Raw genomic sequence first — 22387 nt, 5'->3', positions numbered from 1 at the left:
TCCTTTATGTCAAGTTTAGTGCTTGAAGAGCGCGCCAAAATTGCTATACTATGTGTGTAAACTTTTTTTAAGGAGAAATTATGAATAACAAGGGCTTTACTTTAATTGAACTCTTGGTCGTAGTGCTGATTATCGGCATTTTATCGGCCATTGCCTTGCCGCAGTACGAACTTGCGGTAGAAAAAGCGAGGACAGCAGAAGCCTCCGTAAATGCAAAAGCAATTTTGGACGCCGAGGAACGCTTTAAACAAGCAAATCCAGATGAATGTGTAAATTCCTTTTCCCAAATTGCTGACGTAAATTTGAAGGGTGGTTCTATTAATGGTAATACTTTTACTACCAACCTTTTTAAATATACCTTGGATTTTTGCGATAACAACCAACTGCTAGTAACCCGTTATGAGGGAGATACAGAGATTTTTACAGTATCTTTTTCAAGTATGGATGCCGGTGGTGGAAAACGATGCGAAGGTGGCTCTGATTTACAAGAAATCTGTACTTATATGGAGAAAATCTAAATTATCGTCTACCTCCACACCCCGGGGAATTTTAGCCCCGGGGTGCTTTTTATATGTTAAATGTTGGTATAGGATTATTTGTCTTATTCCTTGTAGTTGCCGTCAGCCCCGATGTATTGGCGGGGCACAAGGTTTTCAGAATCTACCGCTTGGGCCGTTTGTAGTTGCCGTCATCCTGGAAAGTCGTAGTCCAGGATCTGTTGTTATTAATAAGGCAGATACTGGAACCCTAACGGGCCGCCAGTTTAGGATTTCCCCGCTTTTATAACTACAAACTCTTTAACCGCTCCGCTATGGAGTGAGCCGCCGTTAGGGGATTAGGCAGGAGCAACTTGTCATACCCAGCACGCATAGCGACTAATTTTTCAGCCGTATTTTCCTGCACAAATGCCTTAAAGGCCTGCGCAAGAGCCGCGGGCAAATGGGCGTCGTCCGGCACGATTTGCGCGCACCCCGCGTCCGCAAAAATTTTGGCATTGTAATATTGGTGATTGGCCGCCGCGTGCGGAAACGGCACCAATATAGCGGGCAACTTACAGCACATTAGTTCGGCAAGTGTACTCGCACCGCTGCGGCAAATAATCAAATCCACCGATTTCATCAGCGCGTAAATTTCGTGCGAATACGGAAGTACCGCCGCATTGGAAAGCCCGGCATACAACCCGCGCACACTTTCAAACCAGCGTTCGCCCGTAATGTGGATAAACTGCCAGGTGGAAAACGCCTTGGCGCAAGCGGCTACGGCCCCGTTTAAATCCTTGGCACCTTGGCTTCCCCCCACTACCAGCACAGTCGGTTTTGTGGGGTCCAAATGGAGCGCCTTTAATTGGTCCGCGCGGTCCGCCGGCAGACCAAATTCCGCACGCACCGGGGTACTGGTAAGTACGCCGTTTTTTACCTTTTCGGGCGTGGGCAAGCCCAGCATAAAAAGGTCCGTAAATTTGCCGCATACTTTATTGGCCAGTCCCAAGCGGGCGTTGGAATCGTGCACCGCCGTTTTTACACCCATAAAATGCGCCGTAAAAATAAGCGGGAACGAAATATATCCGCCCGTACCGATAGCCACCTCCGGCCGGAAATCGCGCACGATTTGGCGCGTTTGGCGCAGGGCTTTAAGTAGTTTGCACACAAATTTAAAGTGCCGCACCGGGTTAATGGAGCGCGGCAAGCCCATAAAGTCAATTTCCTTATAGTGTAATCCGTGTGCGGACAAGACTTTGGCGGCGGGGTCGTCCTTTCGGACGACAAAAAGCACCTCGCACCCTTGGCGTTTAAATTCTTCCCCCAGCGCAAAACCTGGGTAAAAATGCCCGCCCGTTCCGCCGGAAGCAATTAAAAAGCGTTTATTCATATTATTTTTTCCTGTTTTTAAAGTGCGTGATGTCCTCGCGCACGTTATTTTGCGTGTTATCCACCGCGGCCAAATTTAAGATAATGCCAATCATTACCAGCGTCATAATCACAGACGAACCGCCGTAGGAAAAGAACGGCAAGGCAATACCCTTGGTGGGCAGCAGGCCGATAGCCATAGCCATATTAAAAAACGCCTGCAAGCAAATGGTACAAGTCAGCCCGAAAATGGTAAAACTGCGGAAATGCGTTTTGGCAATGCGGGCCAAACTGACCCCTTGGATAAGCAGCCAGCAAAAGAAACCTAAAATAATGGACCCGCCAAACAACCCCACTTCCTCGCACATAATGGAAAAAATAAAGTCCGTATGGGCGGCAGGCAAATATTCCAGTTTCAGTTCGCTGTTGCCTAAACCTTTGCCAAACCAGCCGCCGGAACCTACCGCCAAGAACGATTGCACCAACTGGTAGCCCGTTGTGCCTTCCGTGGCAAACGGGTTTAAAAAGGACAGCATACGGTCGCGCCGGTACCCCACGCCAAAGAGCAAATAGTACAGCCCAGGCGATAGTATAACGCCAGGCACGCACAAGTGCAAAAAGCGCGCCCCCGCCATTAACAGCATTAAGGCAAATACGCCCCCCATAAGAATTGGCGTTCCCAAGTCCTTTTCCAGCAAAATAAGCCCCAAGGTAATTCCCGCCACCAGCATAGGGTTAATGAGGAGTTTCCAATTTTTGGCAAGCCGTCCGGCCACCTTTTCCAAATAGTCGGCAATATAAATCACCAAGGTTACCTTGGCAATTTCCGAGGGCTGCAACTTAAAAAAGCCGAAGTCAATCCAGCGGTGCACATTGGCCTGCTGGCGCGTAAAAAGCACAATAACCAGTAGCACCCAGGTAAAATACATCAGGTTTATCGGCTTAAACAGTTTAATGCGCATTAAACGGTCAAACGTCTGCGACAAAAACAACGCCGCACACACGCCCATACAATCAAACAGCATTTGGCGTTTAAAGAAGAGCGTGGAATCAAACGCGCTGGACGAATAGGTAAAAATCAGCCCAAAGAGCACAAACGCAAACGCAATAAACGATATGCGCATATCCAGTTTAAGCGGGCTCCACCCGGTCTGTCGCCCGGCGGAAAACCCGCGCCCCGCCATAGACGGGGTGCGCCGCGTAAAGGTATTGCGCCGATGGGGCGCTTTGTTAAATAGTTTCATAAGCGTTAGCGGATTTTAAGCGAGGCCAAGGCCAACAGCATCAGCATTGCGCCCACAATCCAAAAGCGCACAATCACTTTGGGCTCCGGCACACCCATTAATTCAAAATGGTGGTGAATAGGTGCCATTTTAAAAAGCCGCTTGCCGTGCGTTAATTTAAAGTACCCCATTTGCAGCATTACGGACACAGTTTCCAATACAAAAATACCGCCCGCAATAGGGAGTAAGAGTTCCTGCTTTACGCACAGGGCCGCCGTACCGATTACGCCGCCCAAAAAGAGGGAACTTGTATCGCCCATAAACACCTGCGCGGGGTAAGAATTGAACCATAAAAACCCCATACACGCCCCGATAAGCGCACCCATAAACACGGTAATTTCCCCCGCACCCGGCACATAAATAATTTTTAAATAGTCCGCAAAGTGAAAGTTGCCCGCCAAGTACGCCACAATCCCGTAAGTGGCCGCCGTAAAGACCATACAACCGCTGGCCAGCCCGTCCAAGCCGTCCGTCAGGTTCGTCGCATTAGACGAGCCCACAATCACCAACATTGCAAACGCAAAATAAAAAACGGACAGGTCAATAAACATCTTGCTCATATACGGGATAATAAGCGAGGTGGAATATTCCCCGTTCGGCGGATTTAAGGCCAAATAGCCCACCACTACCACCGCCGTAAACAACTGGATAGCCAATTTAATGGAGGACTTCATCCCCTCCGGGTTCTTTTTAACGAGTTTGGTGTAATCGTCCATTACGCCCGCAATCCCAAGCGTAACCGTGGTAAACACCAGCAGCCAAATATAGTTGCTGTCCAACCGCGCCCACAGGAGAACGCTGGCAATCAAACTGACAAAAATCAGCAGCCCGCCCATTGTCGGCGTACCGCTTTTAGATAAGTGGGAAGCCGGACCGTATTGGCGTTCAATCTGCTGGATTTTGTAGGAACGCAACTTGGCCACCACCTTGGGACCGATAAGAAGCGTCAAGAAAAAGGACGTAAATATCGCCGCCCCGGTGCGGAACGTGATGTAACTAAATATATTTAAAAAACTGAGATTATCAGTAAATTGCGATAAATAATAAAGCACGGGTTAAATCTCCTTTAAAATATTTTCAAAATTCATAGAGCGGGACGCTTTTACTAGGCAGGTTCCCCCCTTGGCAAGCACCTTTTTTAACTCGCCCGTCCAGCCTTGGGGCGTTTCGGCGTAAAATACCTTTACGCCCGGCGCGGTTTGCAATTTTTCGTAGGCGTATTTCATTTCCGGCCCCGCTAAAAAGCAATAATTAATGTGGTTATCAAGCACCTCTCTGGCCACCAGGCGGTGGTATTCCTTGGATGTTTCTCCCAATTCCTTCATATCACCCAGCACCGCTACGCGCGGTTCGTCGCAAGCGCGGCCCAAAATTTCCAGGGCGTTCTTCATACTGGCCGGATTGGCGTTGTAGCAATCCAAGATAAATCCCACGCCGTTTTTATGCAAATGCTCCATACGCATCGGCATCGGCGTAAAGGAAAGCAGCCCTTTCTTTACGTTATCCATATACAGGCCTAAGGCAATAGCCGCCGCAGCGGCCGCCGCAGCGTTTAACTTGTCGTGGCGGGCCAAATTCAAATCCAGCACATAGGCTTCGCCTTTATAGGTAAACGAGAATTTTTCGGTATCTAAAATCTGCAAGTCCGCCCCCGGATGGAAGCCAAAGGACAAACTTTTACCCTTAAACTCCGTTTTCAGGCGGGATAAATATTCATCGTCGGCATTATACACCAAGGTTCCGCCGAAATTTAAACATTGGGCAATTTCGGTTTTGGTTTTATAAATGGTTTCCAAATCGTGGAAAAATTCCAAGTGGGACGGCCCCACATTGGTAATTACCGCCACATCCGGCACTGCCAAAGAGGCCGTTTCCAAAATATCGCCAGGGTGGGAAGCCCCCAGTTCAAACACGCCAAATTTGTGTTTGGGCTGGATTTCCAATAAGGAAAAGGGCACACCGAACTGGTTGTTAAAATTGCCCATATTGGCGGCCGTTTCGCCCGCGGTTTCGCAAATGGCGCGAAGCATTTGTTTGGTGGTGCTTTTACCGTTGGAACCCGTAATGGCGGCTACCTTTAAGGTACTGTTTAAGCGGTGGTATTTGGCAAGGGCTTGGAGCGCCTTTAACGAATCGTCCACTAGCAAAAAGGACGCCTTGGAATTTTTGGGCACGTCAAAACCTTTTTCGGCCAAGATAACGCTTGCCCCTTTGGCAAGCACATCGGGGATAAATTTGCGGGCGTCGTGCTTTTGGCCTTTCAAGGCGATGAACGCATCGCCCGGGGCCACCACGCGCGAATCGGTAACAAAAGCGGTTACAAGTGTGTCCGGCGCGGGTGAAATAAGTTCCGCTCCGGTAATTTCCGCAATTTTGCGGACAGACAAATTAAGTTTCATACGGTCTCCTTACTAAATCAAATCTTGGTGCCCGGCTCAAAGTCCAACTGGTCGGGTGGAACGCCCTTTAAGGCGAGCAGCCGCTCGGCAATTTCTTTAAACGCCGGAGCGGCGGCAGTACCGCCAAAGGTGTATTTGGCGGGGTTATCCAACACTACCAAAATCGTAAATTGCGGGTCGCTGGCGGGCACAAAACCACAAAATGAAGCAATATGGCTGCGCTTGGCGTATCCCCCCTCTTTGCTCAATTTTTCAGCCGTACCCGTTTTTCCGGCCACGGTATAGCCCGTAATGCGCGCGCGCTTACCCGAGCCGGCCTCTACCACGCTTTCCAACACTTTTATCATCGTTTGGGAGGTTTCCTCGCGCAAGACGCGGCGGATTTTTACGGGTTTGGAAAGTTTTTCCACCTTGCCGCCCGCGTATTCAATGCGGTCAATCAGATGCGGCTGCATCAGCACGCCGCCGTTTGCCACCGCGGAATAGGCGTTAATCAACTGGATAGGCGTAACGGCCACCCCGTAGCCATACCCCTTAGTGGCGGTATCTACTTTGGTCCATTTGTTATACGGGGGCACATTGCCCTTGGACTCGCCGTTAAAGTTAATATCCGTCTTGGTGCCGAAACCAAAGGCCTTAATATAATAGAACAGATTTTTGGCTCCCAATTCTACGGCAATTTTCCCGGCGCCTATGTTAGAGGAAAGTTGCATAATCTCGGGAATAGACAGGAAATCTTTTTTGTGCTGGTTATCGCGCACAACGACCCCGCGGGCCACTTCCCAGCGACGGCCTTCCATATCAATACTGTCCGTAACGCTGACGACGCCCGCATCCAGCGCCGAGGAAACCGCAATCGTTTTAAAAGTGGAGCCCGGCTCATACGTAAATTGGAACGCCAAGGACTGACCGTCTATAACCGGGTAGGAAGCGGCGGCCAAAATTTTGCCCGTTTTCGGTTCCTGCACAATTGCAATGCCGTGTTCGGCCCCTACGGAATCCACCGCGCGTTTGAGGGCGGTTTCGGCATAGAACTGGGCGACCTCGTCTATCGTCAAATAAACGTTAGCGACGGAAAGTTCCTCTTTTAATTTTCTATCGTAAATGATTTCGCCGCGGCGGGCGCGTTTGGCGCGCTTTTTGCTGATATCCTGGCTGAGTTCACGGTTGAACATTTGCTCCACGCCGGAGAGCCCCAAGTTTTTGGAGTTTGACTTTCCAATAATATCCAACGCGCTATCCTTATACGGGTTAATACGCGTGTATTCAGGAGAAAGTTCCAAACCTTGCCCCAGCGAAGTGCGCATAATTTGAGAAATTTTAATGTAATTATCCGGCTTGATTTTCTTCGCTAAAAAAAAGAAATTGGCCGAAGTCTTCCATTTATTTAAAATAAATGATTTGGGTAAACCCAAGGTTTCGGATAAAAAGGCTACTGTTTTGTCTTTATTCTTTACATAGCGTTTATTTATGCCGCAGGAGTGCGTGCGGACCGATTCAGCCAACACGCGCCCGTTTACATCCAGAATTTTTCCGCGCAGGCGGTCTTCGGCCAGATAGTTATAAATGGCGCGCTCCGCCTTATCCGAAAACTCGTCGTGCTGAAAGGTTTGCATATAAAAAAGTTTGCAAAAAATCAGCAGCGGCGCAACTAAAATGAGCCTTACGGCAATCTTCATCCGGCTTTTGACGTTAAATACATCCGGGGATGAGAGGGGTCTTTTAAACATACTTATTTATCGTCCAAAATAATAATTTCGTGCGGCTTGGCAGGTACTAAACCCAACTTTTCCTGCGCGTAAGCCGTAACGTGCTGGGGCCCGGACAAGCGGGCAATTTCCAGTTCCAAATATTGGTTGCGGGCTTCTTTAATTTCCACCTCGTTTTGCACTTGGCTGATAGCCCGGCCCGAGCGGTTAATTTCAATACGCATCGCCGCCACCATAAAACCAAACAAACACAAGATAAATAATAACACAAAGTATTTCATTTCTTCACTCTTTCAATTACGCGCAATTTGGCGCTGCGGGCACGGCGGTTCTGGCGGACTTCTGCGTAATCCGGCGCGAGGGCGTGCTTGGTAACCAGTTTCCACTCCCCGCTTTGCGCCAAGGCCTTAAAATGGGTCTTTACCAAGCGGTCCTCCAACGAGTGGAAGGTTAAAATAGCCGCCCGGCCGCCCGGCTTAATGATTTCCGCCAGCGAGTTGAGCACCTGCTCCACCGATTCTAATTCCCGGTTACAGGCAATACGCAACGCCTGAAAGGTTTGCGTGGCCGGGTGCGTTTTACCGCGTTTAGGGCCGTACACCGTTTCCACCACCTCTTTTAAGCGTTGGGTGGTTTCAATGGGGGCTTCCTTGCGGGCGTGCATAATGGCAAGCGCAAGTTTGGTAGCGTTGCGTTCCTCGCCGTATTGGGTCAAAACGCGCTCCAATTCCGCCATTGGCCAAGTGTTTACGATAACGGCCGCACTTAACGGATTTTGCTTGTCAAAGCGCATATCCAGGGGGCCGTCGCGCAAAATGCTAAATCCGCGCGCCGGGTTATCCAACTGGTAAGAACTCAACCCCAAATCAAACAGCACGCCGTCCGCCCCCGGAAGATTTAATTCTTTCAGCACCGACGGGGCCTCGGTATAACTTTTGTGAAACGCTTTTAAACGCGGGTCGTTTACGCGTTCTTGGGCCATTTTCAGGGCTTCCTCGTCCTTATCAAAGCCCAACACGCACGCACGCGCGCCCAAGTGGCTTAAAAAATATTTGGTATGCCCGCCAAGGCCCAAGGTACCGTCAATATAAGTGCCTTCAAAATTGGTAAGCAAATAGTCCGCTATCTGCGCGGCCATAATGGGGATATGGGTCCAAAGTTGTTCTGTCATAAAATTCTCCTAATACTTCATCACAGGCACCATTTGCAATTTGTTAATCTTCGTTTGCTGGGGCGCCTTTTTGGGCTGCGGTTTGGGGGCCGGTTTAGTGGCGGCCTGCGGCTGTTTGGCAGGTTCCGGCTTTTTAGCAGCGGCCGGCTTCTGCGGTGCGGGCGTTTTTTGGGGCGAAACCAGTTTGCCCGCCTGATACGCCTTTTGCAAATCGTGCAGCCACACATTTTCCAATACGCTCACCTTATTAAAGGGCATACCGAACGCGCGGTACAAGGCCTGATGCAAAGGGGTTTTGGCCTTTATTTCCGTGCTTAATTTATAAAATTCGTCCCGCGTGCGGGAGTTTAACAAATAATCCACCAAACTATACGCCTGCGTGTACCACAGTTCCGCTTTATCGTTAGGGTATTGGCTTAAATCCTCGGTTTGGGTCATTTCTTCCAGCGGAATATAAGTACCCTGCACAATGCGCAAGAGGCTTCTGTCCACCCAACTGGGCTTTTGCTTGGTGGCGTAAATCTGCATATATACCGCCATCCCCTCGGACAGCCACAACGGGGATATCGTAGGCAAGAAGTACCCGTCAAAATACAAGTGGGTCAGTTCGTGTACGGAAAGCGGGTAAAAACTATTGCCCTCTATTACATACATTGTATCGGCCCGCAAGTCCGAAGACGCGCCCGACCACGCCGGACGCTTGGTAAAACTCATATAACTGTCCTTTTCGCCAAACAGCATAACCAAAATTTTGTTGGGCTTGATAACCAGCGTAAACGGGGTTAAATCCAGCATCAAATTACCGTGAATCGTATCCAACACCGTTTTGATGTTTTCCGTAACGGGATTTTTTTCGCGGTAAATTAAATAGTTAAACGTATCTGCCGTTAAAAAGCCGGGCGGCGGCGGAGACCAACGCACCTTGTGCGCGGAATCCGTCGGGCGGTAGGCCGGAACGGGTACGGCTTCCAAGGCGGCCCCTTCGCTCTTGGGCGCATTTAAAGCCACGTGTTCCAAACCGGAAATCATTTCGTTAAATTTCTTTTCCTCCTCGGGCGAATATTCCACAGCCGAGGCCGAAGCCGGGGGCGGCACCGAAATATCGGGCCGGTTTTCGCGCGCGTGCCCGCGGTTGGGGTCCACGGCGGGAGCCGGGGCTTCCTTTTCGGGCACCGGGAGCGGAACGGCATCCTCGCGCGGCGTTTCCGAGAACAAGGCGTTTACCACGTCCTTGGCCGTCAGCCCGAACGAGCGCAACACGTGCGGCGTGCACAACATCACCGCAAGTATCAGCGCAAGACAGGCTAACTTTTTAAAGGTATCCATTAAATTCTTCCAAACAACGCCAAATGACGCTTTTTACCGTCATCCGGCAAGGTATAACGCTCTACGCCGAGCAAAATTCCTTGGTATTTTTCCGGGTGGCACATATCCGCCTGCGGGTGTTCGCCCTGAAAAGCAATAAACACTCCCCCCGGTTTAAGCGCGCTTAAACAAATTTCCAATATATCGGGCAGTTGGCCCATAGCACGCTCAGTTACAAAATCAAATTGAAACGAAGTCCCCTGCCCCAAGCGGGCCTGTTTTACCTTAGCGTTTTTAACGCCCAGTTGCATAAGGGCCCAGTTCATAAATGAGCAACGCTTTTCAATGCTTTCCACCAGCGTTACCTGAATTTCCGGCAAGGCAAGCGCCACCGTAATACCAATATACCCGGCCCCCGCGCCTACGTCGGCCGCCTGCGGGCTGGCCACCTTTTTAGCGTGTATCAGGCCGTTTATTTTGGCCGCCGCGGTAAGGCCGTCGCAAATGTGGCGGGTGATAACCTCGTTTAAATCAGCCGCGCTAGTTAAGTTTAAAAAGTCCTTTTTGCCCCAAACCAAGTTGGCGTAGGCCAGCATTTTTTCAGCCTGCGCCTGGGTAAGTGGCAAATTAAGCGTTTTAGCAAAATCAGTCAGCGTTTTGAGCATTTTTGAGTCTCCGGTAGCGTTCAATATGCACCGCCAGCAACTGTAAATCCGCCGGGGTTACACCCGGGATACGCCCGGCCTGCCCCAAGTTTTGCGGTTTTACCTCGCGCAGTTTTTGGGCGCTTTCAAACAAAATGCCGCGCACGGAGGACGGGTCAAACCCTTCCGGGATTTTGATATTATCCATTTCCGCCAGTTTTTCGGCATCCTTTTTGTTACGCTCGTAGTATCCTGCGTATTTATTGTGAATATCGGCGTGGGTGCGGGCTTTTTCCACCGTCCACGGGAACAAATCCTCGTCGGTTTCGTCCACTTGCGCGCCGGGGTGTTCAATTAATTTCTCGCACAAGGCGCGGTATTTTTCAAACGGCGCTTTATATTTTTCTTCCAGTAACCCCAGTTCAAAGGCGTGGGGCATTAAGCGCAAGTCCGCATTGTCGTTACGCAGTAAAATGCGGTATTCGGCGCGAGAAGTAAACATACGGTAGGGCTCGTTTACGCCCTTATTTACCAAATCGTCAATGAGTACGCCGATATAGGCTTCATCGCGGCGCAGAACAAAGGGCTCCTTGCCCAAGGTTTTTAAGGCCGCATTGATACCCGCCATTAACCCCTGTCCGCCGGCTTCTTCGTAACCGGTCGTACCGTTAATCTGCCCGCCTAAAAACAAGTTGGGCACGAGTTTGCTTTCCAGGGACGGGAACAAATCGCGCGGGTCGGAAAAGTCGTATTCCACCGCGTAACCGGGGCGGGTGATAGAGGCTTTTTCCATACCCGGCACGGACTTTATCAAGGCGCGCTGCACATCCTCGGGCATACTGGTAGAAAAGCCCTGTATATAATATTCCTCCGTGTGGAAGCCCTCAGGCTCCAAAAACAGCGGGTGGCTGGTAACATCGGGGAATTTTTTAATTTTATCCTCTACCGACGGGCAATAGCGCGGCCCCATCCCGTGGATATGCCCGCTGTACATAGCCGAGCGTTGGAAATTGGCGCGCAGAATTTTATCCGTTTCCAAAGTGGTACGGGTAATGTGGCAACTTAAAAACTGGCGCTGTTGTTGGGCTTTTACATCGGTAAAGTGGGATATCGGCTGCAACGGGTTATCCGACGGCTGCAAGCGGAATTTGGAATAATCCAGCCCGCGCGCGTTAATACGCATCGGCGTACCCGTTTTAAAGCGCAGCATATGCAAATGTAAATCCTCGCGTAAATTTTTGGCAAGTCCGTCAGAAGGCATATCATTATAGCGCCCGCCCTTAAACATTTCGGTACCGATGTGTATGGTCCCCGCCAAAAAAGTGCCCGTCGTCAGTACAACGGCCTTGGTATGGTAAAAGGTGTTGCGCAAGGTCAGTACGCCGTTTACGCCGTTATCCGAGGTAGAAATTTTGACGGCTTCGTCCTGCATAATGTCCAAATTGGGCTGTAATTCCAAAAAGTGTTTAAAGGTAAACTGGTAAACTTTTTTATCGCATTGCACGCGCGGAGAGTGCACCGCCGGGCCCTTGCCCGTATTAAGCATATGGTAATGCAGGGCGGCGTGGTCCGTTACGCGGCCCATAGCACCGCCCAAGGCGTCAATTTCGCGCACAATTTGCCCTTTGGCAATTCCGCCAATGGACGGATTGCAGGACATTTGGGCCACCGTATCTAAACTTTGGGTAAGCAGGAGCGTTTTAGCCCCTAATTTGGCCGAAGCCAAGGCGGCTTCGCACCCGGCGTGCCCGCCCCCAATTACAATCACGTCATACTTATCTTCACAAACAAACATTTATTTCCCCATACAGAACTTGGAAAAGATAATCCCCAGTACGTCATCGGGGGTTACCTCTCCAATCAAATCTTGTAAATAATTAAGCGCGCGGCGCAGGTGTTCGGCGTAAATTTCGCCCCCCGCGTGGGCGGACAAGCGGATTAACGCGCTTTCCAACTCGGTTTGTGCGTTGATTAATGCCTCGTAATGGCGCAGGTTGGAAATCATTAGCCCGTCCGCCGTTTGCGCTTCGGTAATGTCGGCGGTAATGGCCTGTTTTAAATCATTTAACCCGTCGCCCGTTTTGCAAGATACGGGCAAAACCGTATAATTTCCGCACTCCGCCAGCGGGCAAACCGGGGGTTGGACGGCATCGGTTTTATTCAGTACGATAAGGGTGCGCTTTTGTTGGCGGCGGATATCCTGCCATAAATCTTTTTCCTCTTGCGTAAGCGCGCGGGAAGAATCCAACACAAATAAAATCAGGTCCGCGCCCTGCATTGCACGCAAACTGCGCTTCATACCTTCTTTTTCCGCCGGGTCCAGGGCGTGTTCGCGGATGCCTGCGGTATCGGTCAAAATGATTTTTTGCCCGTTAATTTCCAGCGTTTCTTCCACCGTATCGCGCGTGGTTCCGCTAGCGGCGGAAACTATTGCCCGGTCAAAACCGACAAGGGCGTTTAGCAAACTGGATTTGCCGCTGTTGGGTGCGCCAACGATAGCGGTTTTGAGGCCGTCTTTAATATATTTTCCGACGGAAAAGGTGTCCGCCAAAGCCTTGATATGCGCCAGTACCGCGTTTATTTCGCCCGATACAAACCCATCGGACAGCGGCGTCATTTCCTCGTCCACATCGTCCAAGCGGACCTCTATTTGCGCCAAAAGTTCGGAAAGTTTGGTCTTCATATCGGCCAGGCGCGCGGACAATTTTCCGTCCAGCGAGTCCATAGCCAGTTTGTGCGCTTGTTTATTGCCCGAAGCAATCAAATCGCACAGGCCCTGCGCTTCCACAAGGTCCATTTTCCCGTTTAAAAACGCCCGTTGGGAAAATTCCCCCCGCCGCGCCATAGTGGCCCCGTTTTCGCACAGCAGTTCCAAAAGCCGCCCCTTAATATAAGGCGACGCGTGAACGGCAAATTCCACCACGTCCTCGCCGGTGTAAGAGTGCGGGGCTTTAAAATACGTTACCAAGGCTTTATCCAGCACTTCGCCGCCGTCGTAAAGCGTACAGAAAATTTGTTTGCGCGGCTCGGGCGCCGTTTGGCGGTGGGCAAGCGTTAAAAATAAGGCGAGCGACTGCGGGCCGGAGAGGCGAATTAACGCCACCGCTCCGCCCATACCGCTGGCCAAGGCGCAGATAGTAGTTTGCATAGGTATATTTTATCAATTTTTCATACGCTTGCGGGGCGTTTTTTGTATTGGGAAAAACGGACTTTTTTATACTTGCCAAAACGCAGGTAAAAAACTATAATCTAAATATTCTTTTTCCGCTTAAAAGGGCGGAGGGTTTGGAGGACTTTTTTATATGGGTAAAAATATTTTAGTGCTTACGGGCAGCCCGCGCCAACTGGGCAATTCGGCTCTCCTTGCGGATGCGTTTATTCAAGGGGCCAAATTTGCGGGCCACACGGTAAAAGTGTTTGAGACGGCTTTTCACCCGGTGCTTCCGTGCCACGCGTGCGACAAATGCTGGTCCGCCAAGGAGCCGTGCGTGTTTAAAGATAACTTTGACAAATTGGCCCCGATGTTGGAAGAGGCCGATATGCTGGTATTTTGCACACCCTTGTATTGGTTTACGATGAGCGCGCAGTTAAAGGCCGCTATTGATAAATTGTATGCGTATATGAAGGACATTGCCCCGCGCAAACTGAAAATTAAAGAGTGCGTTCTGCTGGCCGCGGCCGAAGGCACCGAAAAAGACGGCGACTATGACGGGCTAAAAGCCACCTATCACAGCATTGCCAACTATTTGGGCTGGAAGGACCGCGGTATGGTTTTGGCGGGCGGCGTAGGTGCGCCGGGCGAAATTATCAAAACAGGCAAACTGAAAGAAGCCTTGGAATTTGGCAAAACAATGTAAAAAAATGGGACTTTATATCACCCCGCTGGATTTTATCCCGCGGGTTTTTTAATAAATCGTATATGCAGCTTGCGAAGAATTTTGGGATACCCATTTGTCTTGCCCAGAAATATTGGAACAAATTCTATTCCCTAAATTATCACCAATATTAGCCCAACAAATAAAATATCTGTCGTGATGATATTTTTCCAAACTCACAGGAAGTGTCCGGTCATTACACCGAAATGCTTTTCCGGCTTCAGTTGATATGAATCCGCAACTCATTTTATTGTTCTGGATACTACTAGTCGTTTTTGTAAACCCGGCAGGCATTGAAATAACCAGCGAATCCAAATTACTGGCATAGCGGCCCGTTTGCATATAAAAATGCTGTTGCGCTTGGTCCACCGCGCGCACAAGGGCGTACATCGTGGCTACCCGGCTGGTCCCCACCGCCACCCGGTACGACGGCAACGCAGCCGCCGCCAATATGCCGATAATGAGAACGACTACTAGGAGTTCTATGAGAGTAAAACCGCTGCTAACAACCCAAGCAGTAGATCCTGAAACAAGTTCAGGATGACCTCTTTTTTTTATAATAATGTCATTTCCGAGTGTGGAGCGGCCCGCTAGGGATGTGGTCCGCGGAGTGTTGTCATCCCGTAGTGTCTTTATACGGGATCTGTTGTCGTCGTTGTAGTTGTCATCCCCGAAGGTCGTAGTCGGGGATCTGTTGTTGTCATTTTCTTTTTTAAATAACGACAGATTCCCGACTAAAACTCTCGGGAATGACAAAATAGAGGTATTTACCGTGCGGCCACTTATACTAGTAGCGTCATTCTGGAAAGTTGTAGTCCAGAATCTGTTGTTGCGAAACGGCGAGATTCCGTACAGAAACCTTACGGAATGACGTCTGCTTGGGGTGGCCGCACGGCAACTAGTAATAAATCCTTTCATTTTTTCTCCTTATTAAAGCCTTTATATTTGAGCAAAACAGTCTTTTATACGAGTTTTTATACAGCGGATACATCCGGGTACGGAAAGCGTGTTCTCTCTCTAATTTATCAAAAAAAAAAAACGGGTCAAGCCCTTTACAATAAACAGCGAAAAAACAACGACAAAAACTACATTTTTTAGTCGTCATAAAAATTATGGGTCATTCTGAACTTGTTTCAGAATCTACCTTTTGGGTTGTTGCCGTTCGGTCAAACACCAACAAACACTTTCTACACGCCAAAAGTGCATAAAAAAACCCGGAGCAGAAAAACATCTCTGCACCGGGCATAAAATAAGACTACAACAGGCCGTTATTTGAGGGCTTCCAACATCGCAGGGATTACATCATACAAATCCCCCTGCACCGCATAATTGGCCACCTTCATCATCGGGGCTTCGGCGTCCTTATTAATGGCTACAATCACGTCGGAGCCGCTCATCCCGGCCATATGCTGGATTTGGCCCGAAATACCGCACGCAATGTAAAGTTTCGGCTTTACCGTGCGACCCGTCAAACCGATTTGGTAGCGGTAATCAATCCACCCGCTGTCCACCGGCGCGCGGGAAGCCGCCACGGCACCACCCAAGCGGTCCGCCAATTTTTTAAGCAATAAAAATCCTTCCGCCTTGCCTACACCGCGGCCGCCGGCCACGATTACTTCGGCTTCCGAAAGGTCCAGGCCTTCGCCCTCGCTTTTAATAAACTTGATAAAGTGCGCAAGCGAGGTATATTTCGCCGCATCAAACGGGAATTTTACCACTTCGCCCGTGCGGCCCGCCTGCAAAGCGGCCTTTTCGTAAGACATCGGGCGCAAGGAACACATCTCCGGGCGAGTGTAAGCACAGGTAATGGTGGCCATTAAGTTGCCGCCAAAGGTCGGGCGCGTGGCGTGGAGTTGCCCGTCCTCTTTATTGATAACCACTTCCGTGGCATCCGCAGTCAGCCCGGTCCCCACAAACACCGCCGTCTTGGCCGATAGCGAACGGCCCATATTGGTAGCCGGGAGCAAAAACTTGTTGGGCTTATACATTTCAATCATCCCCGTCAAGGTTTTGGCATAGATATCATCTACATAGTTTTCCAGGGCTTTATCGTCGCACACATACACCACGTCAGCGCCGTGCTCAAACAAATCCTTGGCAAAGTGTTCCACTTGATAACCGAGCAACACCGCGCACAATTTTTCGCCCAAATCGTCGGCCAGTTTGCGGCCGGCTGTCAAAAGTTCCAGGGCGGTGGGGCTCAATTTACCGCGCTGCGCTTCGGCAAAAATCCAAACATTTTTAAAATCTTTCATATTGTTTTATCCTTAAATATACTTGGCATCCTTTAAAATTTTAACCAAATTGGAGGCTTTTTCCTTGCCATTGGCGCCCTCTATGGCCACGGAGCAAACCTCGCGCTTGGGCACGAACGATTTTACCACGCGGGTGGGGCAGTTCTTCATCCCCAGTTTGGTTTTATCCGCGCCGATATCGTCCGCCGTCCACTTGGTAACTTCGGCCCGTTTGGCAAGCATACGGCCCTTTACGCTTCTTACGCGCGGACTGTTGATTTCCTTTACCACGGACAGCACGCACGGGAACGGCAGTTCCACCACTTCGCTTCCGTCCTCGGTCAAACGTTCTACGACGATAGATTTTTCTTTTACTTCCACCACTTTTTTAACAAACGCCGCGTTGGGCATTTTGAGCCAAGCGGAAATTTGCGGACCAATGTGGCCAGTATCGCTGTCGTTGGTTTGTTTGCCGCAGATAATCAAATCCACGGGGCGGATAGCGTTAATTTTTTCAATTCCCTTGGACAAGGCATAACTGGTGGACCAAGTGTCCGAGCCCGCAAAGGCCATATCGCCCAGTTGATAGACGTAATCCGCGCCGCGGGCTACGCTGTCGCGCAAAACGGCTTCGGCTTGCGGAGGGCCCATTGTAATCACAGACACCACACCGCCTTCTTGTTCCTTTAAGGTTACGGCTTCTTCCAAGGCGTATTCGTCAAAGGGGTTCATCGCGCTGGCGGCGCCGGAGCGGATTAAGCACCCGGTGGCCGGGTCAATTCTTACATTATCGGATTTGGGGGTTTGTTTAACACAGGCTACAATGTGCATAAAAGTTTACTCCTCGTCGCCTTTGGCGGCGTATTCTTTAATAAGCGCCGTGATGATTTCGTTCTTTTGAATATGCACGGTGCCCTCGTAAATTTGGGTAATTTTGGCGTCGCGCATATACTTTTCCAGCGGGAAATCGCGCATATACGCCACCCCGCCGCAAAGCGTTACGCACTCGTCGGCCACTTCCATAGCCACGTTGGAGCAGAACAACTTGGCCTCGGCGCTGTATTTGGTCCAGCGCGCGCCCTTTAATTTTTTGAGTTCGTCGTGTACCGTGGTACCGTTAGCCAAAGCGTTTTTGACGGCGGGCAAATATTCCGTATCCATACGGTGCGTGAGCGAATACACCAGCGCGCGGCCGGCTTCGGTCTTGGCGGCGAGTTCCGCCACCTTGTGGCCCAACGCCTGGAACGTGATAATCGGCTGTCCGAATTGTTTGCGTGTGCGCAAGTAGGGAATCGTCTCGTCCAGCGCGCCCTGCGCAATGCCTACGGCCTGCGCGGCCACACCGGGGCGGGAATAGTCCAAGGTTTCCTGCAAATAGAGCAGTCCGCGGCCCTCGCTGCCCAACAGGTTGGCTTTCGGTACGCGGACATTTTCAAAAATCAGTTCGTAAGTGGGGTTGGAGCGGATACCCATTTTTTCCTCTTTTTTACCAAAGGAAAAACCGGGCGTGCCCTTTTCAATAACCAAGAGCGAAATACCGCGCGCCCCGCGGGCCGGGTTGGTATTTACGGCTACGGTGTAAAAATCGGCTTCCTTACCCGTGGAAATAAAGTGCTTGGTACCATTTACCACATAAAAATCACCGTCCTTAATGGCGGTAGTTTTGAGGGCGGTAGCGTCGGAGCCGGCTTCGGGTTCCGTCAACGCAAAGGCCCACAATTTTTTGCCGGAAGCCAAATCGGGGCACCAGCGTTCGCGCTGTTCCTTGGTGGCGGCTAAAAACATCGGAATTGCGCCCAAAGCACTCGTACCCGGCGTTAAAGCAAGCCCGGCACACACGCGCGAAAGTTCTTCAAACGCCATAGCCAGGCAGGTAATCCCGCCGCCGAGTCCCCCGTATTCTTCGGGCAGCCACAGCCCCATAATGCCGGACTTTTTATATTCTTCCAGCATTTCCTTGGAAAACTGTTCCTTCGCGTCCATTTCGGCACGCAGGGGTTTTAATTTCTTTTGGGCCAGTTCCCGGGTTGTATTGAGAACTTCCTGCTCCATTTCGTTAATTGCGTAATCCATTATTTATCTCCCTGAGTAAATTTTTTGGCGGGTTTGCGGTAGCGGCGGCGGAAAAAACGCCGTTTGCCGCCGTTCTTTTTGGTAGGCGGAACCAAACTGCGGTACAAGCGTTCCTGCTTTTTAACCATTGTGGAAGCCGTAAATTCCGAAAAATCGCGGTGGTCAATCGCGGCTTCAAAGCGTTCGCGCAAGGCGGCGTGGCGCAACAGCACCTTTAACTTATCGGCAAAGGTGTTAATGTCGTTGGGTTTTACCAAGAAGCCCGTCTTGTTGTTGGTAATCACCTCGCCGATACCGTCCACGTCGTAGCAGACGGCGGGCACGCGCATTGCCATCGCTTCCAACAGCGACATCGGCAGCCCCTCGCGCAAGGACACGCTGGCATACACGTCGCTAATGGCCAACAGTTCCAAAGCGTCGCTTCTCCACCCGGGGAAGAGCACCTGCTTTTCAATCCCCAAGTTTTTAGCCAAATTTTCAGCCGTTTCTTTCAGCGGCCCCTCGCCCGTAAAAATGAAATAGACGTTCTTCATTTGGCTGAGCACCTTGTAAGCGGCCAGCACAAAATGAATCGGGTTTTTAAGCGGTTTAAAGTTAGCCAGCGCCAATACCACCTTGGCATTGGCCGGAATTTTTAAGGAGGCCTTTTTGGCGGCCGGGTCAAACTTTAAGGGCAAAATGGGGTTAAAATTAATCCCCGCGCGGATGAGTTCCGTCCGCACGCCCTTGCCAATGCCCAGTTGCTTGGCCTCGGCGGCGTTACGGCGGGAAACAAACACGAGCACGTCGGTAAAGCGCGCGCAGAATTTTTCCACCGCCACAAAGAATTTGAACCGTCTTTCGCCGTGCTCCTTGGCAAAGCCCAATCCGTGGAAGGTGTGGACCACCTTGGCCTTGCGCCAGAATAAGCGCGCGGCAATACGCCCCAGCACGCCCGCTTTGGGGGCGTTGGTGTGCACGATATCGGGTTTCACTTTACGCAAAATGCGGCCCATTTGCCACACGGCCCACATATCGTGGAACACATAGCGCGGGCGGATATCGTGGCGCAAGGCGGAGATAAAAAACACGCGGCTCGTGTCGTTTTTGAGTTTAAAATCCAGCCGTCCGCCGGGGCCTGCCGCCAAATACGTATCAAACTGCTGCTTATTGATGGTTTTTAGCGTAGTCAGCACGCTGGCCTGCGCGCCGCCCTGGTCCATACGGGTAATAAAGTACAGAATTTTTGTCTTTTCCATTTAATTAATCGTCCCTGTGGTGGTATTTAAGATACGGGCGTTGGGGAAGTAATATTTAATAATTCCTTTATAATCCATACCTTTCTTGGCTAAACCGTCCGCGCCCTGCAAGCACAGCCCATACCCAAGCCCCGTGTCATAACCGCGCACCAAGACGCTTTTGATATTTTTGCCCTTGTAGAGCGGTACAATATCAAACAGGTTGGAGCGCATCGTGCCGGCGCTTAAAATAAACGCGGCTTCCTGCGGGGTGTTGGCTTCGTACGAACCTTTGCTGCCTTCAAACCGTATGGACAAAATGCGCCCGTTAGGCGTTAGCGAAGTAGGCGTAATGGCGCGCAATTTGCCGATATTTTGTTTGTAGGCGATACGGTTTTGAATCTCTTTTCCGTCGTAAACATACATCCATTTAATGCCGGACCATTGGGTCGGGTCCTGCGGGCGGGAAAATAAATCCGCCGGCGGGTTAGATAAAAGATATTTGCTTACGTTGGCGGGCGAGAAAATATAGCCCGGTTTATCCGCGGTGTTTTGGATTTGGTCCGCGGACAGGACGCCGCAATCATCGTACGAGCCCGCCTGTGCCTGCGTGAGGCGGATTTTGGCGGACTCTTTGGAGGCGTCCAAAAGCGTTTTAAAGATAAGGTTAATCCCTTTAAACTTAAAATCGGTATCGTTATCGGTAATAAAATAGGGCTCGTTTTTATGTTCTTCCGCCGCCTGCAACAGGGCCGAGCGGAGCACCACGGCAAAGGCTTCCAACGCCGCCGGATGCGTAATGCTCTGCACGCGGGAGGCCAGCAGGGCCGGGATTAAATCTTCGGCGTTTGAATTATTAATAAGAATAAACCCGTCCGAAGCAGGCACAACAATAAGTTCTCCCTGCAATTCTTTATCGCTCAAATCCGCCGCAAAAATATTTTCAGCCTGCGCGTTTTTGATAAGCAAGGTTCTCTCCGGGTGCACGAGCGAAACGGTGAACGGGCGTTTGGCGGAAAATTCAATATGCCCCTTGGCGTTTTGCAAGTCCACGCCGCCCGTTTGCGGGTTAAACACAATCTGTTTGTCTATGTAAGACGGCACGCGCAGCACTTCGCCCAGTTTTTCGTCCGATACTACCGCCGTGCCCGAGGGTTGAAAAGAAATCGCCTGCAATTTTTGCGGCACTTGTTCGCGGTTGGCGTAGAGCGCCATTTTGATTTTGGGCGAGGGCGTAGAGGGCAGTTCGTGCACAATAGGCTGGTCCAAGCGCAAATAGAACAGATAATCAATGCTCTTGTTGCCAAACTCCTTGGAATATTTGGCGATTTTTTTAGCCAGTTGTTTATTATCCGGGTCCAAACTGTACAAGGTGGCGTAATACTGCCAAGAACGGAGTTTATTTTTATCTTTTTCGGATAATTTGGCAAAAAGTTCCGCGGCGGCATAGTTCTTGCTGTCGTGCGTTAAAGACTGTTGCAAAAACACAGGGGCCAAGTGGCGCGAGGCCTTCATTTCCGAGGCTATTTTACCCAGCATATACGACACAAACGAAATATTATACGGGTTAGCCGTGTATAAGTATTGCCACTCGGCGGCGGATTTCTCTTTATTTCCGCTTAAATACCACGCCAGCGCATTTCCCGTTTTGGAAGAAGAGACATATTCAAAATCGGCGGTAAGGTACATTAAATCGTCAAACGATTTGCGCGCTTTTTTATACTTGCCCGCGGCTAAATACGTCCAGCCGCGCGTAAGTTCCATAAAGGGGTCATCCGGGTTTAATTCGCACGCGCGGTTGATATACGATAAAGCCTGCTTGACGAGCCCGCGCTGTAAGGACAAAACGGACAGTTCCAAATTGGCCGCGGCGGCCAGTTTTTTATCGGCGGCGTTTTCAAAGGTTTTATAGGAAAAATAACACTCGTCCGTTTCCCCCGCCGCGCACTTTTGGGCCACTTCTACCAGTTCCGGCGGCAAGGAATAATTCAACACGCTTTTATGCAGGATAGTTTCGTTTAGTTTACTGTCGGCGTGCTTGGCGGCCAGCGAGGATTTGCTGATCGTCTGCGCCGGCTGGGCGGCAGTATCCGCCGCTGTGGTTTGCGCCAACGCCGTACCCAAGCCAAACAGCACAAAAAAGCCCGCAAAAAAGGTATGTTTTCTCATATACAAATTATACCAAATACAGTGCCCTAGCGGGCCGCACCTTGCAGGCCGCACCCTGCGGGCAGCAGATTTTCCGCGCCCCTTTGGTTAATAGAGCCACACTGTTTTGGCAATGTTGCCCCCAAACGAAAAAGTAAAACAACAGATCCCCGACTAAATTCCTCGGGGATGACAACCACGACAACAACAAGATCCCGGATAAAAACACTCCGGGATGACAATAAGGAAAAAGCATTTTCCTTTTAGGGGTCATTCCCGAAGGTCGTAGTCGGGAATCTGTTGTTTGTCTTGGTTGTTCTCTTACGAAAAGAGAGTTCCCCGAACACTGCGGCCCGCACCCTAGCGGGCGGCAGATTGTCCGCGCCCCTTTGGTTAATAGAGCCACACTGTTTTACAATGTCGCAAACAAAAGAAACGGCAACAATACATAAAACAAGGCCCGTCGTCCTGAACTGGCGGCC

General features: G+C 50.5%; 19 protein-coding genes. 2 read left to right on the top strand and 17 right to left on the bottom strand.

Annotated elements, in window-relative coordinates:
* The first annotated feature begins 80 nt into the window (after positions 1 to 80).
* Positions 81 to 518, top strand: a complete 438-nt coding sequence (locus B2118_RS01620) for a type IV pilin protein (protein ID WP_428052765.1) — start codon at positions 81 to 83, stop codon at positions 516 to 518.
* 268 nt (positions 519 to 786) lie between these two features.
* On the opposite strand, the gene B2118_RS01615 is transcribed toward B2118_RS01620, so the two are convergent.
* From B2118_RS01615 to mnmE, 11 genes are read right to left on the bottom strand one after another with little or no spacing between them, the layout of a single operon-like run.
* Positions 787 to 1869 (bottom strand): UDP-N-acetylglucosamine--N-acetylmuramyl-(pentapeptide) pyrophosphoryl-undecaprenol N-acetylglucosamine transferase, encoded by a 1083-nt coding sequence (locus B2118_RS01615; protein WP_428052764.1) that lies wholly within the window; start codon positions 1867 to 1869, stop codon positions 787 to 789.
* A 1-nt stretch (position 1870) separates the two neighbouring features.
* A complete protein-coding gene (locus B2118_RS01610) occupies positions 1871 to 3091 on the bottom strand; it encodes an FtsW/RodA/SpoVE family cell cycle protein (protein ID WP_428052761.1) in 1221 nt (406 codons plus the stop codon).
* A gap of 5 nt (positions 3092 to 3096) precedes the next feature.
* Entirely contained in the window at positions 3097 to 4182 is a 1086-nt protein-coding gene (mraY, locus tag B2118_RS01605) for a phospho-N-acetylmuramoyl-pentapeptide-transferase (protein ID WP_428052760.1), read from the bottom strand.
* Positions 4183 to 4185: 3 nt separating this feature from the next.
* Positions 4186 to 5529: a UDP-N-acetylmuramoyl-tripeptide--D-alanyl-D-alanine ligase gene (locus B2118_RS01600; protein WP_428052758.1), complete on the bottom strand. Its 1344-nt coding sequence runs from the start codon at positions 5527 to 5529 to the stop codon at positions 4186 to 4188.
* Positions 5530 to 5546: 17 nt separating this feature from the next.
* Complete coding sequence (locus tag B2118_RS01595; protein ID WP_428052756.1) at positions 5547 to 7259, bottom strand: peptidoglycan D,D-transpeptidase FtsI family protein; 1713 nt, start codon at positions 7257 to 7259, stop codon at positions 5547 to 5549.
* A 2-nt stretch (positions 7260 to 7261) separates the two neighbouring features.
* On the bottom strand, positions 7262 to 7519 hold the full coding sequence (locus B2118_RS01590; RefSeq protein WP_428052754.1) for a septum formation initiator family protein: 258 nt from the start codon (positions 7517 to 7519) through the stop codon (positions 7262 to 7264).
* The gene (rsmH, locus tag B2118_RS01585; RefSeq protein WP_428052752.1) at positions 7516 to 8409 is read right to left on the bottom strand and encodes a 16S rRNA (cytosine(1402)-N(4))-methyltransferase RsmH; all 894 of its coding nucleotides are present in this window, start codon (positions 8407 to 8409) and stop codon (positions 7516 to 7518) included. Before rsmH ends, B2118_RS01590 begins: the two co-directional genes overlap by 4 nt.
* Before the next feature lie 9 nt (positions 8410 to 8418).
* Positions 8419 to 9735: a hypothetical protein gene (locus B2118_RS01580; protein ID WP_428052750.1), complete on the bottom strand. Its 1317-nt coding sequence runs from the start codon at positions 9733 to 9735 to the stop codon at positions 8419 to 8421.
* Entirely contained in the window at positions 9735 to 10379 is a 645-nt protein-coding gene (rsmG, locus tag B2118_RS01575) for a 16S rRNA (guanine(527)-N(7))-methyltransferase RsmG (RefSeq protein WP_428052748.1), read from the bottom strand. Before rsmG ends, B2118_RS01580 begins: the two co-directional genes overlap by 1 nt.
* A complete protein-coding gene (mnmG, locus tag B2118_RS01570) occupies positions 10360 to 12153 on the bottom strand; it encodes a tRNA uridine-5-carboxymethylaminomethyl(34) synthesis enzyme MnmG (protein ID WP_428052747.1) in 1794 nt (597 codons plus the stop codon). The genes rsmG and mnmG overlap by 20 nt, the downstream gene beginning before the upstream one ends.
* On the bottom strand, positions 12154 to 13506 hold the full coding sequence (gene mnmE / locus B2118_RS01565) for a tRNA uridine-5-carboxymethylaminomethyl(34) synthesis GTPase MnmE (RefSeq protein WP_428052745.1): 1353 nt from the start codon (positions 13504 to 13506) through the stop codon (positions 12154 to 12156). It lies immediately after the preceding gene.
* A gap of 154 nt (positions 13507 to 13660) precedes the next feature.
* On the opposite strand from mnmE, the gene B2118_RS01560 reads away from it, so the two are divergent.
* Entirely contained in the window at positions 13661 to 14215 is a 555-nt protein-coding gene (locus B2118_RS01560; protein ID WP_428052743.1) for a flavodoxin family protein, read from the top strand.
* Positions 14216 to 14263: 48 nt separating this feature from the next.
* Here B2118_RS01560 and B2118_RS01555 read toward each other — a convergent pair whose 3' ends face one another.
* The 6 genes from B2118_RS01555 to B2118_RS01530 all read right to left on the bottom strand — a co-directional run bounded on the left by B2118_RS01555 (position 14264) and on the right by B2118_RS01530 (position 21926).
* Entirely contained in the window at positions 14264 to 15151 is an 888-nt protein-coding gene (locus B2118_RS01555) for a type IV pilin protein (protein ID WP_428052741.1), read from the bottom strand.
* 350 nt (positions 15152 to 15501) lie between these two features.
* Entirely contained in the window at positions 15502 to 16488 is a 987-nt protein-coding gene (locus tag B2118_RS01550) for an electron transfer flavoprotein subunit alpha/FixB family protein (RefSeq protein ID WP_428052739.1), read from the bottom strand.
* A 12-nt stretch (positions 16489 to 16500) separates the two neighbouring features.
* Positions 16501 to 17298 carry an electron transfer flavoprotein subunit beta/FixA family protein gene (locus B2118_RS01545; RefSeq protein ID WP_428052737.1) on the bottom strand — a complete coding sequence of 266 codons (798 nt, stop codon included), beginning with the start codon at positions 17296 to 17298 and terminating at the stop codon, positions 16501 to 16503.
* 6 nt (positions 17299 to 17304) lie between these two features.
* Positions 17305 to 18540 (bottom strand): acyl-CoA dehydrogenase family protein, encoded by a 1236-nt coding sequence (locus B2118_RS01540; protein ID WP_177746165.1) that lies wholly within the window; start codon positions 18538 to 18540, stop codon positions 17305 to 17307.
* The gene (locus B2118_RS01535; protein WP_428052735.1) at positions 18540 to 19778 is read right to left on the bottom strand and encodes a glycosyltransferase family 4 protein; all 1239 of its coding nucleotides are present in this window, start codon (positions 19776 to 19778) and stop codon (positions 18540 to 18542) included. Before B2118_RS01535 ends, B2118_RS01540 begins: the two co-directional genes overlap by 1 nt.
* Positions 19779 to 21926, bottom strand: coding sequence for a hypothetical protein (locus B2118_RS01530; protein WP_428052734.1), 2148 nt, complete (start codon positions 21924 to 21926; stop codon positions 19779 to 19781).
* Positions 21927 to 22387: the final 461 nt, after the last annotated feature.

This window comes from Candidatus Avelusimicrobium stercoris (assembly GCF_002437085.1).
In the GTDB taxonomy this organism is placed as follows: Bacteria; Elusimicrobiota; Elusimicrobia; order Elusimicrobiales; family Elusimicrobiaceae; genus Avelusimicrobium; species Avelusimicrobium stercoris.
This window is presented reverse-complemented; position numbering and strand designations above follow the sequence as displayed.

Excerpts from the sequence above, each read along its gene's own strand:
- B2118_RS01600 (WP_428052758.1), bottom strand. The coding sequence starts at position 5,529 with ATGAAACTTAATTTGTCTGTCCGCAAAATTGCGGAAATTACCGGAGCG.
- B2118_RS01545 (WP_428052737.1), bottom strand. The coding sequence starts at position 17,298 with ATGCACATTGTAGCCTGTGTTAAACAAACCCCCAAATCCGATAATGTA.
- B2118_RS01555 (WP_428052741.1), bottom strand. The coding sequence starts at position 15,151 with ATGAAAGGATTTATTACTAGTTGCCGTGCGGCCACCCCAAGCAGACGT.
- B2118_RS01590 (WP_428052754.1), bottom strand. The coding sequence starts at position 7,519 with ATGAAATACTTTGTGTTATTATTTATCTTGTGTTTGTTTGGTTTTATG.
- mnmG (WP_428052747.1), bottom strand. The coding sequence starts at position 12,153 with ATGTTTGTTTGTGAAGATAAGTATGACGTGATTGTAATTGGGGGCGGG.
- B2118_RS01580 (WP_428052750.1), bottom strand. The coding sequence starts at position 9,735 with ATGGATACCTTTAAAAAGTTAGCCTGTCTTGCGCTGATACTTGCGGTG.
- rsmH (WP_428052752.1), bottom strand. The coding sequence starts at position 8,409 with ATGACAGAACAACTTTGGACCCATATCCCCATTATGGCCGCGCAGATA.
- rsmG (WP_428052748.1), bottom strand. The coding sequence starts at position 10,379 with ATGCTCAAAACGCTGACTGATTTTGCTAAAACGCTTAATTTGCCACTT.
- B2118_RS01595 (WP_428052756.1), bottom strand. The coding sequence starts at position 7,259 with ATGTTTAAAAGACCCCTCTCATCCCCGGATGTATTTAACGTCAAAAGC.
- B2118_RS01535 (WP_428052735.1), bottom strand. The coding sequence starts at position 19,778 with ATGGAAAAGACAAAAATTCTGTACTTTATTACCCGTATGGACCAGGGC.
- B2118_RS01540 (WP_177746165.1), bottom strand. The coding sequence starts at position 18,540 with ATGGATTACGCAATTAACGAAATGGAGCAGGAAGTTCTCAATACAACC.
- B2118_RS01610 (WP_428052761.1), bottom strand. The coding sequence starts at position 3,091 with ATGAAACTATTTAACAAAGCGCCCCATCGGCGCAATACCTTTACGCGG.
- B2118_RS01620 (WP_428052765.1), top strand. The coding sequence starts at position 81 with ATGAATAACAAGGGCTTTACTTTAATTGAACTCTTGGTCGTAGTGCTG.
- B2118_RS01560 (WP_428052743.1), top strand. The coding sequence starts at position 13,661 with ATGGGTAAAAATATTTTAGTGCTTACGGGCAGCCCGCGCCAACTGGGC.
- B2118_RS01550 (WP_428052739.1), bottom strand. The coding sequence starts at position 16,488 with ATGAAAGATTTTAAAAATGTTTGGATTTTTGCCGAAGCGCAGCGCGGT.
- B2118_RS01615 (WP_428052764.1), bottom strand. The coding sequence starts at position 1,869 with ATGAATAAACGCTTTTTAATTGCTTCCGGCGGAACGGGCGGGCATTTT.
- mnmE (WP_428052745.1), bottom strand. The coding sequence starts at position 13,506 with ATGCAAACTACTATCTGCGCCTTGGCCAGCGGTATGGGCGGAGCGGTG.
- B2118_RS01530 (WP_428052734.1), bottom strand. The coding sequence starts at position 21,926 with ATGAGAAAACATACCTTTTTTGCGGGCTTTTTTGTGCTGTTTGGCTTG.